The organism is Cycloclasticus sp. (assembly GCA_040743155.1).
GTDB lineage: Bacteria > Pseudomonadota > Gammaproteobacteria > Methylococcales > Cycloclasticaceae > Cycloclasticus.
In genome coordinates this window covers 1,450,366-1,468,857 of record JBFLJU010000001.1, presented here as the reverse complement: position 1 = coordinate 1,468,857, position 18,492 = coordinate 1,450,366, and the positions used below count along the sequence as shown (strand labels likewise).

Genomic DNA, 18,492 nt, shown 5'->3' with positions numbered 1-18,492 from the left:
TTTTTTAATAAAGTGCTGTGTGGATAAGTTTTTGCTGTTGCTCAACGTGTAAGCTAAATTGACCAACGGCTGGAGATGCTGACATAGGTCGACCTGCATATGAGAGATCTAATTTTTCGCTCAGTAAGTCAAAGAATCGATGCCTAATTTGATACCACGCACCTTGGTTCATTGGTTCTTCTTGACACCAAACGAGCTGCTTCAATTTCGGGTATTGGTCAAATGAGTCATGCAACTCATCGATAGGGAACGGGTAAAGCTGCTCTGCTCTCAATATGGCAACATTCTCAAGGCCGTCTCTTCTGCGTTGCTCAAGTAGCTCGTAATAGACTTTGCCTGAGCACACGACGATACGTGTTACTTTGTTGGGGTCAATGTCATCTACTTCTTGAATCAGTGGTTGGAATTTCCCTTCTGTTAATTCTTCTAACGTAGAGGTCGCAAGTTTATGGCGTAATAAGCTTTTTGGGCTCATGACTACCAAGGGTTTGCGGAAGTTACTCAAAGCTTGACGACGCAATAAATGGAAAATTTGAGCCGGCGTAGACGGTACACATACTTGCATATTGTGCTCAGCGCACAATTGTAAGTAGCGTTCTAAACGTGCTGATGAATGTTCAGGGCCTTGGCCTTCATAACCGTGTGGTAATAGCATCACAAGACCACATAGGCGGCCCCACTTGGTTTCGCCAGAGCTGATAAATTGATCCATCAGTACTTGTGCGCCGTTGGCAAAATCGCCAAATTGCGCTTCCCAAATCACAAGGTCGTCCGGTTCCGTTGTGGAGTAGCCGTATTCAAAGCCTAAAACAGCTTCTTCAGACAAGAACGAGTCGTATAAGGAAAAGGTTCCTTGTTCCAGCAGTAAGTGCCTCAGGGAGGTGTATGTTTCACCATTTTGTGTGTTATGGAGTACAGCGTGGCGATGGAAGAAGGTCCCCCTGCCTACGTCTTGGCCGGTCATTCTGATGTTGCGACCTGTGCTGAGCAATGTTCCATAGGCCATGTTTTCAGCGTAGCCCCAATCAATAGGTTGAGCGCCAACGGACATTTTCTTTCTGCTTTCTAATACTTTCTCTACCCGGCCTTGTAATGAAAATTCAGGAGGTAGCGTTAGCATTAAATCGGATATTTTATGGAATTCTTTTGCCGGTACGGTGGTGTCACAAGGGTCATCCCATTTGCTAGACAAGAAGGCATCCCACTTAGCTACAAATGGGTTTACTTTATGTTCGAGAATAGGGCGTGAAACGATCTCGCCTTTTTCAAGAGAAGAGCGGTAGTCAGCCTCTAGTGCAACGGGAATGTCGGTCGTTAAAGTGCCTTCGTTGACCACACGGTCAGCATAAATTTTACGCGTTGTTGGTAATGCACGAATTGTTTTGTACATGAGTGGTTGGGTAACGGCTGGTTCGTCGGCCTCGTTGTGACCGCGACGGCGATAGCAAACCATGTCTAAAACAATGTCTTGTCTGAATTCATGGCGGAAATCAACCGCTAGTTGAGCAGCAAATAGTACCGCTTCAGGGTCATCGGCATTAACGTGCAAAATAGGTGTTTCGAGCATTTTTGCAACGTCGGTAGCATACAGCGTAGAGCGAGTATCAGCCGGGTTGCTAGTCGTAAAGCCTACTTGGTTGTTAATGACAATATGAATGGTTCCGCCGGTGCCATAAGCGCGAGTACGCGACATTTGCAGGGTTTCCATAATAACGCCTTGACCAGAAAAAGCTGAATCACCATGAATTTGAATGGCGACCACTTCATCTTCACCGGTCTCACCGCGTCGATCTTGTCGAGCGCGTACAGAACCCTCAACAACGGGGTTGATGATTTCAAGGTGAGAGGGGTTGAAGGCCAATGCTATATGCATGTCGCCACCTGGTGTGCTGATGTCAGATGAAAAGCCCATATGGTACTTAACGTCACCTGAGCCATCTTTAGCAGGTGATGCTGAACGTTTGCCTTCAAACTCTTCAAATAGAATGGACGGCTTTTTACCAAAGATATTAACGAGTACGTTCAAGCGTCCTCGGTGAGCCATACCAATAACGGTTTCTTTTACACCGTGCTCACCTAAACGTTGAAGCATTTCGTCAATCATGGGAATTAAGCTTTCGCCGCCTTCCAATGAAAAGCGTTTTTGCCCAACGTAGGTTCTGTGTAAGTGATTCTCAATACCTTCAGCAGCGGTCAGTAGTTTTAGCAACCACTTTTTTTGATCGGTATCAAGATTTAAGTGTGAACGAGGGCCTTCCATGCGACGCCTAACCCAAGAGCGCATTTCAGTATCGCTGATATGCATGTACTCAACACCAATGCTGCTACAGTACGTTTTCTTAAGAATCGGTAAGATGTCTTTAAGCGCAAGTTGTTCAGGTGTGTTGTGTAAGGTTCCGGTATCAAACTGGGTGTTAAGATCAAGTTCGCTTAACCCGTGAAAGGCGATATCTAATTCAGCAATAAACTTGGTTTTTGGCTGTTCAAGTGGGTTAACGTTTGCTTGTTTATGGCCGTTAATTCGGTAAGCATTCATTAACCTTGAGACAGCAGCTTGCTTTGCTAATTGTTCCGATGAAACGCCTGCTTGTATAACGCGGACACCCGTTGGGGCTTTAGCTAAATCTGAAAAGTGCTTTTTTATGGAAGAGTGAGGAATATCAATGGTGTCGGCATTAGCGCGTATGACGCCGAATTGCTCTCGCCATTGTTCATCAACTGAATCTGGGTCGTTGAGATATTGTTCGTACAAGTCTTCAACAAAATTTGCATTAGCACCATTGAAGGCAGAAGTGCTTTTAAATAACTGCATTAAGTTGTTCATCAAAAATATTCCGTCAGTCTGAATTTATGTAAGTTTAGTCGAGTTTCAATAAAGCATAACAATTGAAATAGCTCATATATTTTAGCGCTTAATATTTAACACTAAAGTGGTGCCCCGAGCAGGATTCGAACCTGCGACTTCACCCTTAGGAGGGGTGCGCTCTATCCAGCTGAGCTACCGAGGCCGTATAAAAAATTGCTAAATGAATTTTAAAAAGAAACCCTGTTTTATTTCAGTGAAATAATATCACCAATGGGCTTTTTAAGGGTAGCGCAAAACACTTATTTTTATGGCTTTATCGTAATAAGTGGCAGTTATTTTCTAGCGCGTTCGCGTTCGCATTCTGTAATGAACTTATGGACGCTTCTTTTTTCAGCGGGAAGAATGTCAAGGAACTCACACCCAACACGTGTAAAGCCTTCTTGATGAGACTTTTTGACAGAGCAAACAGTAAAGTCAGATTGAATAATATTGCCGCCTTTGAGTGTCATGCTGGCGGGTGAAAGGATGTCGCCTTTTTTAATGTAAGTGTTTGAGTATACGGCGACACAAATACCACCAAAGCTAACATCATAAATATAGCCAGAGACGAGGTTTTCTGAGTATTGAATGGCCCCAGTAAATTTGTACTTCTCAATATTAACTAGCGGAACTCTAAAAAAGGATCGCTTTTGAGGGTGGTAAATTTTTTCTGGCGTTGAAATAATGTATCCGCCATCCCGTGATGTGCCAATAAGGCTTGCTGAAAAATTAAAGGGCACGGAGTGGTGCTTAGCATCGATTTGTACCATCGTACCCTTTACCATTTTGTTATGCGCTTCACGGCTATTAAATTGGTCGAGCACGATGTCATTCTCTGAAACATCCAGTATTCGGCTGGTGTGCTCTGATTGATCATCCAATACTATAGAAATTTGGACGTGTGACTCCATCAGAGATTGGAGCATATGCTTTATTCGTGACGGGCGAACTATAAAGTTTGGGTTGTCGTTTAGAGCGTCGTGTTCCCTTTCTTCTGATGCGAGTAGGGACTTTAGGCTCGATAAGAAACTCATTATTTAAGCAATAGAAAGGTTATTAGACGTTTTGCCTTTCATCGTTTGTCCATCCGCCCCATAAGTTGAAGTAGTAGAACCAGTTTGTCCGCGAAGAACATCGAGAGAGCGTTGAGTGTGCCTGCGGTTTAACTCAATAATGGAACCATTTATATCATTGAGTTTTTTGTTAGTATCAGCAAAAGATTGAATATTGAGCCATAGATCAGTTAAACGAGTTTTAGTCTCTCCCGGTTTGATTTGAGAGAGAAAGTCGGATAAACCATATAGCCCTTTATTAATGTTCATGTTTCTTAAAAAGATATGTGTGGTTTTTGTGTGGCTTTCTAGGCTTGAGACGAGCGCCTTCTTTTCTTTAGATAAGGTTAGAAGTTCCTGACTATCATTCGACTTTAGTATGTCTTGTTCTTTTTTAAGAACATCGTTTAATTGACTTGAGGTGTTCTCAAGGACTTGAATCATATCGATGAGTTGGTCTGCTGATTGAGCGGTCATAATTATTTTTTTCGTTGTTGGAAAGCGCTTTCGTTTTTAATAATGCTATCGGCAATTTTTTCATTGTCAATGGTGTATTGTCCGTCTTCAATTGATTGGCTAACGGCTTCAACGCGGGCACTGTCGACAATGGGGATATCACTGAGTGATTGCTCAATTTGTTGTAGTGTAGAGGCTGTGCTTGTTAAGTTAACACTGTCGTTGTCAGGTTTTTTTGTGCTGGCATGTGCGGTGCTCTTGTTGCTTTTACCCGCGCCGCCAGATTTGTTCGCCGCGGCTTGAGCGGGTTTGCTCGTTGTTCGTTTAACATTAATAGACATAATGATTCCTACTGGTATGTATTTCTTATTATCGGCCGTCTGCAGGGATACTTAATAAAGTTATCATATATTTACCCTGACGGTCTGCGTATCAAAAACTATTCCTTGGATGGTTTTTTTAGTCTTAATGTTTTTTACCTTAATTTTATCGCCTTTGCTACCGGCCATTAAGGCGATACCTTTCATGCTAATTTGAAAGCCATTGTTTTTTGCAATGATGCTGATCGTGTCGCCTTTTTTAATAAGGGTCTGTTTTGCCAAATTATTGACACTAATAATGTCACCTCGATTAACCCGCCTTTTAAGGACATGGTTGATGGCTTGCTTTGTATCATTTAAGTAGGCGGTTCGTCGGCCAGTAATGACGATCTTTTTTAATGCTAGATCGCTTTTTTGAATTAAATGCCCCTTATTTAAAGGGTGCTTGGAGACCAAGGCGTATGAAAATATTGTGACGTTCGCGGTCATAAATACTCGCCAAGGAACCGGTGAGCTACATTGAATATTTAACGTGTTTTTGCCAGGCTTTACATGTGCTTGTGTTAGGTTTATGTCGATAGCACTGGTGCATTTTTTAAGTTTAATTCGGTGATCTATATGATGAATCTTAATGCTGTATTCGGTTTCTTTTGAGTTCAGCTTAGACTCTATATATGAATAGGCTTGATCTTTGATGTTTTGATGATTTTCAAAGCGGGTATTCGATGCCATAGCGAGGGATGGCGAGAGTAACAAAAAAACTAAAGCTTTTAAAAACAGTTTCATAAATTTTAGTCTATTATTAAGGCAATTAGAGTGTGTGAAGTATGTATGCATTAAATATGCCGAATTTAACGCTGCTTCAACATAAATAGATAAATAATGTATTAGGGTGACAACGATGGCGGGAATACTAACGGATATTGATAGGCGTACTAACCTTGCGGGTACGAATAGGTTGGAACTGCTGATTTTTACGCTAAACGGCGGTCAAAAATTTGGCATTAACGTGTTTAAAATCCAAGAAGTGATACAAGTGCCATCACTCACCAGAATACCGGGCGGTAACCCTGTTGTACGCGGCGTTGCCCAATTGCGTGGCAGAGATATTCCGGTGATGGATATGTCAATGGCTATTGGTGAAGAACCCTTGCCGAATAATGATAATGCATTCGTCATTATTACGGAGTTTAACCGCTCTGTTCAGGGTTTTTTAGTGGGTGGTGTTGACCGTATTATTAATATGTATTGGAAGGATATTAACCCTCCACCGGAAGGGAGTGATTCGGATAGTTACGTGACAGCACTCACCGAAATTGATGGTGAATACGTGTTGATTGTTGATGTTGAAAAAATTCTAAGCGAAGTCTCTGGCACACCGCAAGGTGTCGCTGATGAAACGATTGATAAGCGGATTGAGAGGAAAGGCCATGTGCTTGTGGTGGATGATTCAGCGGTTGCACAAAGTCAGGTAAAAAGCGTATTGGATGATTTAGGGCTAACGTACACTGTTGCCAATGATGGCAAAGAAGGCTTTGATATATTAAGAAAGTGGGTCGCTGACGGCATTGATGTTCCGTCATTCCTAACCATGGTGATTTCAGACGTTGAAATGCCACGAATGGATGGTTATACCTTAACGACTGAACTGCGAAAAATGCCCGCGTTAGATGGCTTGTACGTTATGTTACATACTTCATTGAGCGGCGTGTTTAACCAGTCGATGATTGAGCGTGTGGGTGCGGATATTTTTATGGCCAAATATAAACCGGATGAACTGGCAGTCGCTATTCAGGCAAGAATGAGGGATTTGCAGGGCTTGTAGGGGACTTAGTAGCCGAGAACGCTTTGATTTAATGGAGTGAGCTTTTAGGTGTCTATAACAGCGCAAGAATTTCAGCATTTTAGAAAGTTTCTGAAAAGAAGTAGCGGTATTGCGCTTGCCGATAATAAGCAATACCTAGTGTCCAATCGTTTGCGGCCCTTATTGAAAGAAATGGGTCTTGATAGGGTCTCCGACTTGTTGGCGATGATCGCTGCCATGCCTACGTGTGATTTGACGGCAAAAGTGATTGATGCGATGACCACGAATGAAACCTTTTGGTTTAGAGATACCTCGCACTTTCAGTATTTAGAAACAAAGCTATTAGCAATGTTGTCTAAGAAAGGCGCACCGCTCAGTGTGTGGTCTGCAGCCTGCTCGTCGGGACAAGAGCCCTATAGCATTAGTCTGTCAGTTGATAAGTATATTAAAGCGTCAGGCAAACAGGTTAAGGTTAGCATCACGGCTACCGACCTTTCCGACAAAACACTTCGTCAAGCAAAGCAGGGTATTTATGCGGATATGGAGCTTTCAAGGGGCTTGCCAAATGAGTTACAACGGGAACACTTTTCAGGTGTTCGTGACGGTTTACAGATCTCACCTAGGCATCGAGCACGAACATCTTTTCGAAAGTTAAATTTACTCGATAATTTTTCAACCCTTGGTCAATTTGATATCGTTTTTTGTCGGAATGTACTGCTTTATTTTGCAGGGCCTACCAAATTAGACATCTTAAATCGTATTGTTAATGTGATGAAGCCGGGGGCTTACCTGTTTTTAAGTAGCTCGGAAATAATACCGTCAGAGATTAACGGCTTAGAAACGATTCGAGATGCTACTTGCAAGTGTTACCGTAAAATCTAAAAGCCCTCTATATGCTCTTTCCCTTGCCGCTTTGCCGCTTTCTTGCCGCTTTGCCGTAGATTAAATCGCCGTTCTAAATAGCTATCTTATTGATAAATAAGCGTTAATAAATCTGGCACGCTTCATGCTCTATTGTTTTTAACAAAACAGGGGCGACACATGGCAACAACAATTGATTCATTATTTGGCGTACACGAACAAGCACTCATATATCGTTCTAAACGTGCTGAAGTGTTGGCATCGAATATGGCCAATGCCGACACACCTGGATACAAGGCAAGAGACTTCGATTTCAAGTCGATCCTAAATAACCTTAATACACCAGCGGGTCACGTAAAACAAACACACAGCCAACATATTGCGTTTGATAAGACACCCGCAGCAGTTTCGTTGTCATACCGCACTCCAACGAGTGCTTCGTTGGATGGCAATACGGTGGATACGCAAGTTGAACAAGCTAAATATGCAGAAAATGCGATGGACTATCAGACATCGCTGCGTTTCTTGAACGGCAAGATTAGCGGCTATCTTTCAGCATTAAGGGGTGAATAAGCATGTCTTTATATAATATTTTTGACGTAGCGGGTAGCGGCATGAGTGCGCAAACAACGCGCCTTAACCTGGTCGCCAGCAATATGGCCAATGCCGAAACCGTTAGTAGTAGCACGAATGAGACGTACCGTGCACGGCAACCCGTGTTTGCTGCTGTTCTACAAGGTGCAATGACTCAACAAAACTCAAACGCAAAAGGCGTGCGTGTACTAGGCGTTGTCGAAAGCCAAGAGCCACTTCGTACAGAATATGCGCCGCAACACCCCATGGCGAATAAAGACGGCTACATCTTCAAACCCAATGTGAATGTGGTCGAAGAAATGGCCAACATGATGTCCGCAAGCCAGAGCTATAAAAACAACGTTGAGATGCTCAATACAGCAAAGCAACTCTTACAACAAACATTAAAAATCGGTCAGTAACGGAGAATAGATATGTCAGAAGTTGACTTTAGTACGCTGCAAAGTTTAGGTCTCGCTAAACAGAACACAGTGTCGGATGCCAAAAAATCAAATAATGATTTGGCGCAAGGGGATTTTCTAAAGCTGATGGTCACGCAGCTCAATAACCAAGACCCTATGAAACCAATGGAAAGCGGTGATTTCTTAGGGCAAATGGCGCAGTTTAGTACGGTGTCTGGCATTGGTGATTTACAAACATCATTTGCAGAATTTGCATCATCTGTTTCAAATGACCAAGCCTTGCAAGCAGCCAACCTTGTCGGTAGACGTGTTTCAGTACCCCTTCAATCAGGTGCCTTAACAGCCGGCGGTAGCATTGATGGTGAATTAACCTTACCGGCTAGTTCGCCCGATGTGAGCATCAAAATCACCGACTCAGTTGGTCAAATTGTTAGAACAATTCCATTGGGTACGCAACCAGCAGGGCCGGTAGCCTTCTCATGGGACGGTACACGTTCCGATGGCACTATTGCACCGCCAGGGGTTTATAACGTTGATGCCCAAGCGCGTATTGATGGACAAAATTTTGAATTGGATACACAAATATCAGCAGATGTTGAAAGCGTCACTTTAGGTGGTTTAGGTAAGCCGCTTCAGCTTAATTTATCCGGCTTAGGTAGTGTGCCGTTTAGCAATGTTTCAAGAATATTTTAAATAATAACAGGAGAATAATATGTCATTTCGTACCTCATTAAGTGGCCTGGACGCATCAGCAACGGATTTATCTGTTATTGGTAATAATATCGCTAACGCATCGACTAACGGCTTTAAAGAATCTCGTACCGAGTTTGCGGACGTGTTTGCAACATCATTTACCGGTGTCTCAGGTAACTCACCCGGTAGTGGTGTTCGTGTCTCGAGTGTTTCGCAACAGTTTGGTCAAGGTAATGTTGAATTTACCTCCAGTAATTTAGACTTGGCGGTTAACGGGGAAGGTTTTTTTGTTCTGGATGATGCGGGAACGAATGCTTATACAAGAGCTGGTTCATTTACAACCGATAAAGATGGCTTTGTTGTAGATAGCTCGGGCCGTCAGTTACAAACGTTTCCAGCCAATGCAAATGGTACATTTAACACGGGTGCATTAGCGTCTTTACAGCTGAGCACTGGGGACTCAGCTCCTAGTGCGTCAACAACGGTTACCCCCGTTTTGAATTTAAACGCACAGCAAGTAACACCGAGTGGTTACGGAGGTGCGTCGCCTATTAACCCGGCTCTATTTGACGTGACAGACGCAGATACATACAACCATTCAACATCGACAAGGGTTTATGATTCTCTCGGGAATGACTTTTCTGCCACTATGTATTACGTAGCCAGCGACCCAAGCGCGAATGAGTGGCAGGTACACACCTATGTCGATGGTACGCGGTTGTCATTAAATGGCACGACCGATAACTTTTTTACGATGACGTTTGATGGGTTAGGTAGCTTTACAGATATCAGCGTTGATAATGGTGGTGCGCCGATTGTAACCACAAACGGTGATATTGCTTTTGACGGTTTAGCACTGGGTAACGGTGCGACAGATTTAACATTAACGTTTGATTATTCAGATACGACGCAATATGGCGGTGATTTCGCCGTTAATTCTTTAAGCCAAGATGGTTTTGCCTCAGGTCGTTTAAGCGGTATTAGCATCGATGAATCAGGCATTGTGTCCGCGACATTTACCAATGGACAATCGACTGAATTAGGTCAGGTTGCCTTAGCGACATTTCCAAACACTAAAGGGTTACGTCAATTGGGTGATACCTCTTGGGCGGAAACATTTGGCGCGGGTGATCGAGTTATCGGCTCAGCCGGCACAGCGGGTTTTGGTTCGCTACAGTCGGGTGCTTTGGAAGCATCTAATGTAGATATCGCAACACAGCTCGTTAGTCTGATTACCGCCCAACGTAATTTCCAAGCGAATGCTCAGGCGATTTCAACCGAAAACGAAATTCAAACAGCCATTATTAATATCCGATAGTCACTAGCTAACTAAGAGAGAAATCAAATGGATACCAGCCTTTACGTAGCAATGAGCGGAGCCAAACAAGCGATGTTGGCGCAAGCGGTAAATTCACATAATTTATCGAATGCGAATACCACTGGCTTTAAAGCAGATTTGTCACAGTTTAGAAGCATGCCGGTGTATGGCGCGGGATTGCCGTCGAATGTGTATGCGATGGCAGAGCGTCCAGGTATAGATTTTAACCATGGAACCATGCAGTCAACAGGCCGTGAGTTGGATGTGTCTATTGCCGGTGACGGCTGGTTGGCCGTTCAGGCAGAAGATGGTGCGGAGGCGTATACACGCGCTGGTGATTTAAGAATAACGCCAACAGGGTTGTTAACCACCGGTACTGGCTTACTTGTTATGGGTGGCGGCGGGCCTGTTTCTCTACCGGAATCTTCAAAGATAGAAATTGGCAGTGACGGTACTATCAGCATTATCCCCTTGGGCGATAGCGCGGCCACTTTATCAGCTATCGACAGAATCAAACTGGTGAACCCAGAGTTGGCTGACGTTGAAAAAGGTAAGGACGGCTTGTTCAGATTAAAAAGTGGTGCAGATGCAGAGCCCAGTGCAGAGGTTCGATTGGTGTCGGGTTCGGTCGAAAGCAGTAACGTGAGTGTGGTCAGCGCCATGGTTAGCATGATTGAGTTGGCGCGTAATTTTGAACTGCAAGTCAAAATGATGAAAACAGTCAGTGAAAACGAAGCAACAAGCGCACAGTTAATGCGCATCAGTTAGGAGAAAGAATATGTCAACACAATCAATGTGGATCAGCAAAACCGGACTTGAAGCGCAACAAACGCGGATGTCTGTTATTTCCAATAACTTGGCCAACGTAAACACAACGGGGTACAAAAAATCCCGAGCAGTGTTTGAAGACTTGCTCTATCAAAATGTGCGGCAAGTGGGTGCGCAGTCATCACAAGACACCATATTGCCAACAGGTCTACAAATTGGCACCGGTGTTCGCACAGTGGCAACAGAAAAAACGCATACCCAAGGTACAATCCAACAAACAGGCAACTCCTTAGATATAGCAGTAAACGGTCGTGGCTTTTTCCAAATCCTTCGCCCAGACGGCAGTATCACCTATACACGTGACGGCAGTTTTAAATTAGATGGAGATGGCCAAATGGTCACATCCGGTGGCTATCCATTAGAGCCATCCATCAGTATTCCAACGGACGCATTAAGTGTAACCGTAGGCGTAGACGGCACAGTGTCAGTGCTGCAAGCAGGTAATACAACACCAACACAGGTTGGTAATATTACCTTGGCTGATTTTATTAACCCAACGGGCTTAGACCCTATCGGTGAAAATCAATTTAGAGAATCATTATCCAGCGGTAGCCCAACGGTAACAACGCCGGGTGAAACGGGGGTTGGTCTGTTGGCTGGCGGTTCATTGGAAACATCGAACGTCAATGTAGTAGAAGAATTGGTCAGCATGATTGAAACGCAACGTGCCTATGAGATGAATTCAAAAGCCATCTCAAATTCAGATCAAATGTTGCAACGTTTAATGCAGGATTTATAACCAGTAGGAATGATGAGCATGAAAGTCATTAGCCTTTTAATCTTAGTTGCCGTATTACCCGGTTGCGCGATGATGGATAACATGGGTAAGCCTCGGCACGATCCTGAATACGTACCGGCTAAACCAACAGCGTATCAAGTGCCTAAGAATAATAATGGCTCAATCTATCAAGCGGGATACGAAGTACGCTTATTTGAAGATATAAGAGCAAGAAGAATTGGCGATATCTTGACCATCAATTTAGTTGAAAAAACGAATGCGAAGAAACAAGCGGATACGGACATCAAAAAAGACAACAGTACCGCTATTTCTACGCCCACAATTTTGGGCATGGTTGACCCCTCTAAATTTGGTTTGAATTTCAACAGCGGTTTAACCTCAGGAAGTGATTTTGCCGGTGAATCTGAGAGCACTCAAAACAACAGTTTAAGTGGCAGCATTACGGTGAGCGTTGTCGACGTATTGCCTAACGGCTACCTAAGAATTCGCGGTGAAAAACGAGTGCGCCTGAATCAAGGCAACGAATACATTCGTGTCGCGGGCATTATTCGTCCAACGGATATTAATCCAGATAACAGTGTCGATTCTACAAAAATAGCTGACGCGACCATTATGTATACCGGCGAAGGTGCACTAGCAGACGCCAATAAAATTGGCTGGCTAGCACGGTTCTTTATCAGCGCGGTATTCCCGTTTTAAGGAGATGATGATGAAAAAATTAACCCTCGTTCTGTTGTTAGCCATTGGTATCTCAACGGCCTACGCAGAACGGATTAAAGATTTGGCCTCTATTACGGGCGTACGCTCTAACCAATTGGTCGGTTATGGCGTCGTGGTTGGGTTAAATGGAACGGGTGACAAAGTAAAGTCGGGTGATTTTACCTCACAAAGCTTGCGCAGCATGTTGAGCCAAATGGGCGTCAAAATCCCATCCAACGTTCAAATAAAGTCTAAAAACGTAGCCGCGGTTATTATTCACGCGTCATTGCCGCCGTTTGCGACACCCGGACAAATGATTGATGTAACGGTTAATGCCATTGGCGAAGCCAGTAGTTTACGTGGCGGCAGCCTTTTAATGTCACCACTAAAAGGTGCGGATGGGAAAATTTACGGCATAGCGCAAGGCAATCTTATCGTCGGCGGTCTAAGCGCATCGGGTAATGATGGCTCGAAGGTGAGTGTGAATATACCAACCGTGGGTAATATTCCCAATGGCGCAACGGTAGAGCGTTCCGTATATAGCCCCTTTAATGAAGGCAGTTCGATCACCTTAAATTTGCACACCTTTGATTTCACCACAGCAAATCGTTTAGCAACATCCATCAATAAAACGATTGGGCCACAAACCTCACACTCAATCAATGGTGGCAGTATCAAGGTGAATATGCCGCGCGATCCCGCACAGCGTGTGGCGTTTATGTCATTGCTCGAAAATCTGGAAGTGCAGCCAGCGCAATCAGCCGCGCGCATTATTATTAACTCAAGAACCGGCACGGTCGTTATTAATAGTCAGGTGAAAGTAAGGCCAGCAGCGGTTTCTCACGGTAACTTAACGGTAACGATTAATGAGAAATTAAATGTTAGTCAACCGGGTGCTTTTTCAGAAGGTGAAACGACGGTAACGCCAGAGTCCGACATCACCATCACCGAAGAAAATAAACGCATGTTCGTGTTTGACCCCGGTGTGTCACTCGATGAAATTGTAAGAGCGGTTAACCAAGTAGGCGCAGGCCCGAGTGACTTGGTAGCCATTTTAGAAGCACTTAAAAGCGCAGGGGCGCTAACCGCGGAGCTTATTGTTATCTAATGAATATCGGCGGCTCACAAGCAGACATTTATGCAGACTTTAACGGTTTAGCGCAATTAAAAGCGAAAGCCGGTGGCGCTAGTGATGAAAAACAAGCGGCATTGGAAGAGGTTGCACGTCAATTTGAAACCATCTTCTTGAAAATGATGCTAAAAAGCATGCGTGATACCGTGCCCGATTCGGAGCTAATAAGTAACGAAAAAACAAAGTTTTACGAATCCATGTACGACGACCAAATTTCATTGGACCTATCTAAACGGGGTAAGCTTGGTTTAGCCGATATGATCGTTCAACAACTCGGTGGCAACGCAAAAACTAATTCAGAACCAAACGGGCAAAGCCTCGTCAATTATCGTGAGTTTGCTGTGCAACGCATACAAGGTGCCTTACAAGAAAGCGATGTACAAAAAGTAGACGGCAGTAAACAGCCGGTCAGTAACATAAACTCACCAGAAGAGTTTATTAATACACTTTGGCCACAAGCACAACAAGCAGCTCAAAAACTGGGTGTCGATGCACGGGTATTACTGGCGCAATCGGCGTTAGAAACAGGCTGGGGCAAGCACGTAATGCAAAATAAAGCAGGGCAAAGTAGCCACAACCTATTTGGCATAAAAGCATCGCACGGTTGGGAAGGTAAAACAGTATCGGTACAAACGGTGGAGTACGAAAACGGCGTCGCCTCCAAGCGCCAAGCAACATTCCGTGCCTACGATAGCTTTGAGGAAAGTTTTAACGACTACGTTCAATTCTTAAAACAAAACCCACGTTATCAGCAAGCATTGGAAAAAGTTGACTCCAACGAAGGTTTTATTAAGGGTTTGCAAAAAGCCGGTTATGCAACAGACCCAGCGTATGCAAAGAAAATCATCTCAATTTTAGGCCGCGAACAGTTGAGTGAATTAACACCTGCCAAACCAGCAGCAACTTCAGGTATATCGGCTTAAGCCGATAACTATCAAATGGGATATTCAATGATGAACATTCAAGTAAGCAAGGGTGGCGATAATGGCTGATTTATTGCTCAGTGGGTTGTCCGGCTTAACGGCGTTTAGGAATGTGCTCGATACAACCGGTCATAATATCGCTAATGCAACAACAGAAGGCTATAGTCGTCAGCGGGTCGAATTAGACGCAAATAACCCACAATTGACAGGCGCGGGTTACGTTGGTTCGGGGGTTGGTACAACAAACGTTAGCAGAATTTACGATACATTTTTAAGTACGCAATTTAGAAGCAGTAGTACTGCGGCGTCAGAATTAGATGCCTATCTGGGATTTGCTAGCCAAGTAGACGGCGTGCTAGCAAACGAAAATGTTGGACTCAGCTCGGCGTTACAAGATTTTTTCAATGCGGTTCAAACAGTGGCCGATGACCCATCATCGATACCGGCAAGGCAAGTGCTGTTAACAGAAGGTCAGGCTTTAGAAAGCCGTTTTGGAACATTAGACCAATTATTCAGCGACATCAGTAGGCAACTCACCGGTTCGTTAGAAGACCAACTCAACGACGTTAATACACTGGGTGAAAACATCGCGTCGATCAATAATAAAATCGTTGTGGCGCTCGGTTCCTCCGGCGGCCGTATACCCAATGATTTGCTAGATCAGCGTGATAAATTAATTGACGACTTATCAACGCTGCTAAACGTTAGTACAAACGAGCAAGAAAATGGAGCGGTTAACGTTTTTATCGGTAGCGGACAGCCCTTGGTGCTAGGTATTACTAGCAATACACTGGCGATGGCACCCTCTGTAGATCCAAGTTCAGTTGATATCGTGTTTAATCAAAGTGGGGCTAGCACAGTTGTCACGCAATTGATGACCGGGGGTAAAATAGGCGGAACCCTACGTTTTAAAGAAGAAATGTTGGACCCAGCGATCCACTCATTGGGCGAAATCGCCATCGGTTTAGCCTATTCAGTTAATCAGCAGCATGCTAATGGTGTTGATTTGGATGGTGACCAGGGTTCGAATTTTTTCAGTGATCCGGTTGTTACGAATTTTAAAAATGATGCTAACGCGGGTTCCCTAAGTGTTAGCGTGACGGACCCATCATTGATCACCAGTAGTGCATATACGGTGACTACCGACGGAACGGCGCCGCCTGGTACGGGTTATACAATCACTCGGCTGTCGGATAATTCTTCAACTTCAGGTACTATTTCTGGCAGCACACCCATTTTATATGATGGCTTAACATTCGACTTATCCGCAGTAAACGCAAATAACGACTACACAGTTGCTAGCCCTACACGTAATGCAGCTGGCAACTTCTCATTAGCGATCACTGACCCAAGAGACGTTGCGGTTGCGCTACCGATTGTCTCGCAAACATCCGCAGTTAACGCCGGCACAGGTGGTTTGGGCAACATTGCCGTTGATGGCTTGCAAGCGGCAACCTTACCGGCCAGTTTAGCTGCGGCGCCTTTACCCGCGAGCATCATCTTGACTTATGATACGAGTTTGTTTGCCCAAGGTGGCTACGCGATAACCGATACCGGTGGTAATTCATTAGGGTCTATCGACTATGACCCAGCCACAAATAATGGCATGGAATATAGCGTTAACGTAACAGGCTTTGGTGATGTTAAATTTACCCTCACCGGCCAGCCTGATAATGCCGATACGTTTTCATTGGTTGATAATACAGGTGGCACGGGTGACAATCGAAATGCAAACTTCTTAGCAGACCTGCAAACAGCGCGGACCTTGTCGGGAGGAACAGCCTCCTTTCAGGACCTGTATGGTCAAGTCATCGCAGATGTGGGGCGTCGTACACAATCAGCGGAAATAAACAGCGCGGCGCAAAATGGCTTATTAGCACAAACCATCGCGTCAAAAGACGCGATCAGTGGCGTAAACTTGGATGAAGAAGCGGCTAATTTGATTCGTTTTCAACAAGCCTACCAAGCGGCAAGCCAAGTGGTTTTAACGTCACGAACCATCTTCGACACACTATTGGGAGCGTTTAGATAATGATGGACAGAATCTCAACCAGCCTAGCGCAACAACTGGGTATAAACTCAATCTTGCTTCAGCAGGCGCAAGTTAACCAAACGCAACAACAAATATCGCTCGGCAAACGAATTCTCACGCCGTCTGATGACCCGTCAGGCTCCGTGAGGTTGCTCGACTTAAACCAATCGCTTAGCCGAATCGATCAGTTTCAAGACAACTTAGATTATGCAAGAAACCGTCTGTCATTATCCGATACCGCGCTGAACAGTGTCACCAATAATTTACAGCGTGTACGTGAATTGGCTGTTCAAGGGTTTAACGGCACCAATTCGGCAGTAGACAAACAATCGATAGCACTAGAAATGTTTCAGCGTTTGGACGAGATTGTTGCGCTGGCTAATAGCAAAGACGGCAGTGGTGATTATTTATATGCAGGCTTTAAAGCGCAAACAGAGCCATTTTCAGGTTCGGCGCAAACCGGCAGTTTTAGCTTTAATGGTGATCAAGGTGAGCGGTATTTAAAAGTAGGTGAAAACAGGACCGTTACCGATGGCAACTCAGGGGCCGAAGTGTTTTTTGACTTGAAAGACAAAAACGGCAATGCAGAAAGCATATTTGCTACTTTATATGGTTTGGCAACGGATTTATCGAGTAATCGACCAGCTGCCGAGGAAACGGCTTTAACCGTGGGCACAGTAGCTCATGGTGAAACTGCAACAATTAATGGAATTAACTATCACTTTGATGATGGCTTAGGTGGGCTACCAGCAGCGGATGCTACTAATGTTATTGTAGCCATTAGTGGCTCTCCATCAGCTACCGCCACAAACTTTGGTGCGGCGATAACAACGAATGACGATACAGTGAATGTCGATGTTAATGCCGATGTGATAATAGTAACGGCCAAAACGCAAGGAGAAGGCGAGCTTAATGTTTCAGCCATGCCGACGAGCATCAGTGCAACAACCGTTTCAATTCCTTTGTATGACCACCTAGATCAACTCGACACCGCACTCGGCCGCATCTTAGACGTACGAGCACAAATAGGCGCACGCCTTAATGTTCTAGATAGCCAGGATAATGTCAACCAAGACTTTAAATTAAGTATTCAGTCAACCAAGTCACAAATTGAAGACATAGACATGGCAGAAGCCATCAGCCGGTTTAACTTGCAAATCGTATCTTTGCAAGCCGCACAACAAGCGTTTGTAAAAGTACAAGGCCTATCCTTATTCAATCACCTATAGATGTAGGTTGGGCTGAAGAATGAAGCCCAACACGACCCTCTAGAATATTGGACGGTGCTTGTATTTTTGACAGAGATTGTTGGGCTTCTTACATCAGCACCAACCTACAAAATAATAAGAAACAACGTACAACCCGTAGGTTGGGCTGAAGAATGAAGCCCAACACGACCCTATAGAACATTTGATCGTGCTTGCGTGTTTGATCGGGTTTGTTGGGCTTCTTACATCAGCACCAACCTACAAAATAATAAGAAATAACGACAACCCGTAGGTTGGGCTGAAGCATGAAGCCCAACACGACCCTATAGAATATTGGATCGTGCTTGCGTATTTGATCGGGATTGTAGGGGCTTCTTACATCAGCGCCAACCTACAAAATAATAAGAAAAAACGCACAACCGCGTAGGTTGGGCTAAGGCACGCAGCCCAACACGACCATCTAGAATATTGGATCGTGCTTGCGTATTTGATCGGGATTGTAGGGGCTTCTTACATCAGCGCCAACCTACAAAATAATAAGAAACAACGCACAACCCGTAGGTTGGGCTAAGGCACGGAGCCCAACA

At 44.4% G+C, this 18,492-nt stretch carries 18 protein-coding genes and 1 tRNA gene; 13 read left to right on the top strand and 6 right to left on the bottom strand.

Features of this window, described 5'->3' with window-relative positions:
• Positions 1-4: 4 nt before the first annotated feature.
• The 6 genes from AB1Y31_07020 to flgA form a co-directional block, all read right to left on the bottom strand.
• Complete coding sequence (locus tag AB1Y31_07020) at positions 5-2,827, bottom strand: 2-oxoglutarate dehydrogenase E1 component (GenBank protein MEW4982917.1); 2,823 nt, start codon at positions 2,825-2,827, stop codon at positions 5-7.
• A 104-nt stretch (positions 2,828-2,931) separates the two neighbouring features.
• Positions 2,932-3,008 (bottom strand) — tRNA-Arg (locus tag AB1Y31_07015).
• A gap of 130 nt (positions 3,009-3,138) precedes the next feature.
• Positions 3,139-3,879: a PilZ domain-containing protein gene (locus tag AB1Y31_07010; protein MEW4982916.1), complete on the bottom strand. Its 741-nt coding sequence runs from the start codon at positions 3,877-3,879 to the stop codon at positions 3,139-3,141.
• 3 nt (positions 3,880-3,882) lie between these two features.
• Positions 3,883-4,374: a flagellar protein FlgN gene (locus tag AB1Y31_07005; GenBank protein ID MEW4982915.1), complete on the bottom strand. Its 492-nt coding sequence runs from the start codon at positions 4,372-4,374 to the stop codon at positions 3,883-3,885.
• 2 nt (positions 4,375-4,376) lie between these two features.
• Positions 4,377-4,694 carry a flagellar biosynthesis anti-sigma factor FlgM gene (flgM, locus tag AB1Y31_07000; GenBank protein MEW4982914.1) on the bottom strand — a complete coding sequence of 106 codons (318 nt, stop codon included), beginning with the start codon at positions 4,692-4,694 and terminating at the stop codon, positions 4,377-4,379.
• Between the two features lie 63 nt (positions 4,695-4,757).
• Positions 4,758-5,459: a flagellar basal body P-ring formation chaperone FlgA gene (flgA, locus tag AB1Y31_06995; protein MEW4982913.1), complete on the bottom strand. Its 702-nt coding sequence runs from the start codon at positions 5,457-5,459 to the stop codon at positions 4,758-4,760.
• Positions 5,460-5,574: 115 nt separating this feature from the next.
• On the opposite strand from flgA, the gene AB1Y31_06990 reads away from it, so the two are divergent.
• From AB1Y31_06990 to flgL, 13 genes are all read left to right on the top strand, one after another.
• Positions 5,575-6,498, top strand: coding sequence for a chemotaxis protein (locus AB1Y31_06990; protein ID MEW4982912.1), 924 nt, complete (start codon positions 5,575-5,577; stop codon positions 6,496-6,498).
• A gap of 48 nt (positions 6,499-6,546) precedes the next feature.
• Positions 6,547-7,359: a CheR family methyltransferase gene (locus AB1Y31_06985; protein ID MEW4982911.1), complete on the top strand. Its 813-nt coding sequence runs from the start codon at positions 6,547-6,549 to the stop codon at positions 7,357-7,359.
• A 159-nt stretch (positions 7,360-7,518) separates the two neighbouring features.
• Complete coding sequence (gene flgB / locus AB1Y31_06980; GenBank protein MEW4982910.1) at positions 7,519-7,911, top strand: flagellar basal body rod protein FlgB; 393 nt, start codon at positions 7,519-7,521, stop codon at positions 7,909-7,911.
• A 2-nt stretch (positions 7,912-7,913) separates the two neighbouring features.
• On the top strand, positions 7,914-8,333 hold the full coding sequence (gene flgC / locus AB1Y31_06975; protein MEW4982909.1) for a flagellar basal body rod protein FlgC: 420 nt from the start codon (positions 7,914-7,916) through the stop codon (positions 8,331-8,333).
• A gap of 12 nt (positions 8,334-8,345) precedes the next feature.
• Positions 8,346-9,026: a flagellar hook assembly protein FlgD gene (locus AB1Y31_06970; protein ID MEW4982908.1), complete on the top strand. Its 681-nt coding sequence runs from the start codon at positions 8,346-8,348 to the stop codon at positions 9,024-9,026.
• A gap of 19 nt (positions 9,027-9,045) precedes the next feature.
• A complete protein-coding gene (gene flgE, locus AB1Y31_06965) occupies positions 9,046-10,344 on the top strand; it encodes a flagellar hook protein FlgE (protein MEW4982907.1) in 1,299 nt (432 codons plus the stop codon).
• A 27-nt stretch (positions 10,345-10,371) separates the two neighbouring features.
• The gene (gene flgF / locus AB1Y31_06960) at positions 10,372-11,112 is read left to right on the top strand and encodes a flagellar basal-body rod protein FlgF (protein ID MEW4982906.1); all 741 of its coding nucleotides are present in this window, start codon (positions 10,372-10,374) and stop codon (positions 11,110-11,112) included.
• A 10-nt stretch (positions 11,113-11,122) separates the two neighbouring features.
• Positions 11,123-11,911: a flagellar basal-body rod protein FlgG gene (flgG, locus tag AB1Y31_06955; protein ID MEW4982905.1), complete on the top strand. Its 789-nt coding sequence runs from the start codon at positions 11,123-11,125 to the stop codon at positions 11,909-11,911.
• 18 nt (positions 11,912-11,929) lie between these two features.
• A complete protein-coding gene (flgH, locus tag AB1Y31_06950; protein MEW4982904.1) occupies positions 11,930-12,610 on the top strand; it encodes a flagellar basal body L-ring protein FlgH in 681 nt (226 codons plus the stop codon).
• Between the two features lie 4 nt (positions 12,611-12,614).
• Positions 12,615-13,718 carry a flagellar basal body P-ring protein FlgI gene (locus AB1Y31_06945; GenBank protein MEW4982903.1) on the top strand — a complete coding sequence of 368 codons (1,104 nt, stop codon included), beginning with the start codon at positions 12,615-12,617 and terminating at the stop codon, positions 13,716-13,718.
• On the top strand, positions 13,718-14,665 hold the full coding sequence (gene flgJ / locus AB1Y31_06940; GenBank protein ID MEW4982902.1) for a flagellar assembly peptidoglycan hydrolase FlgJ: 948 nt from the start codon (positions 13,718-13,720) through the stop codon (positions 14,663-14,665). Before AB1Y31_06945 ends, flgJ begins: the two co-directional genes overlap by 1 nt.
• Before the next feature lie 61 nt (positions 14,666-14,726).
• Positions 14,727-16,697, top strand: a complete 1,971-nt coding sequence (gene flgK / locus AB1Y31_06935) for a flagellar hook-associated protein FlgK (protein ID MEW4982901.1) — start codon at positions 14,727-14,729, stop codon at positions 16,695-16,697.
• Positions 16,697-17,926, top strand: coding sequence for a flagellar hook-associated protein FlgL (gene flgL, locus AB1Y31_06930; protein ID MEW4982900.1), 1,230 nt, complete (start codon positions 16,697-16,699; stop codon positions 17,924-17,926). Before flgK ends, flgL begins: the two co-directional genes overlap by 1 nt.
• Positions 17,927-18,492 lie beyond the last annotated feature (566 nt).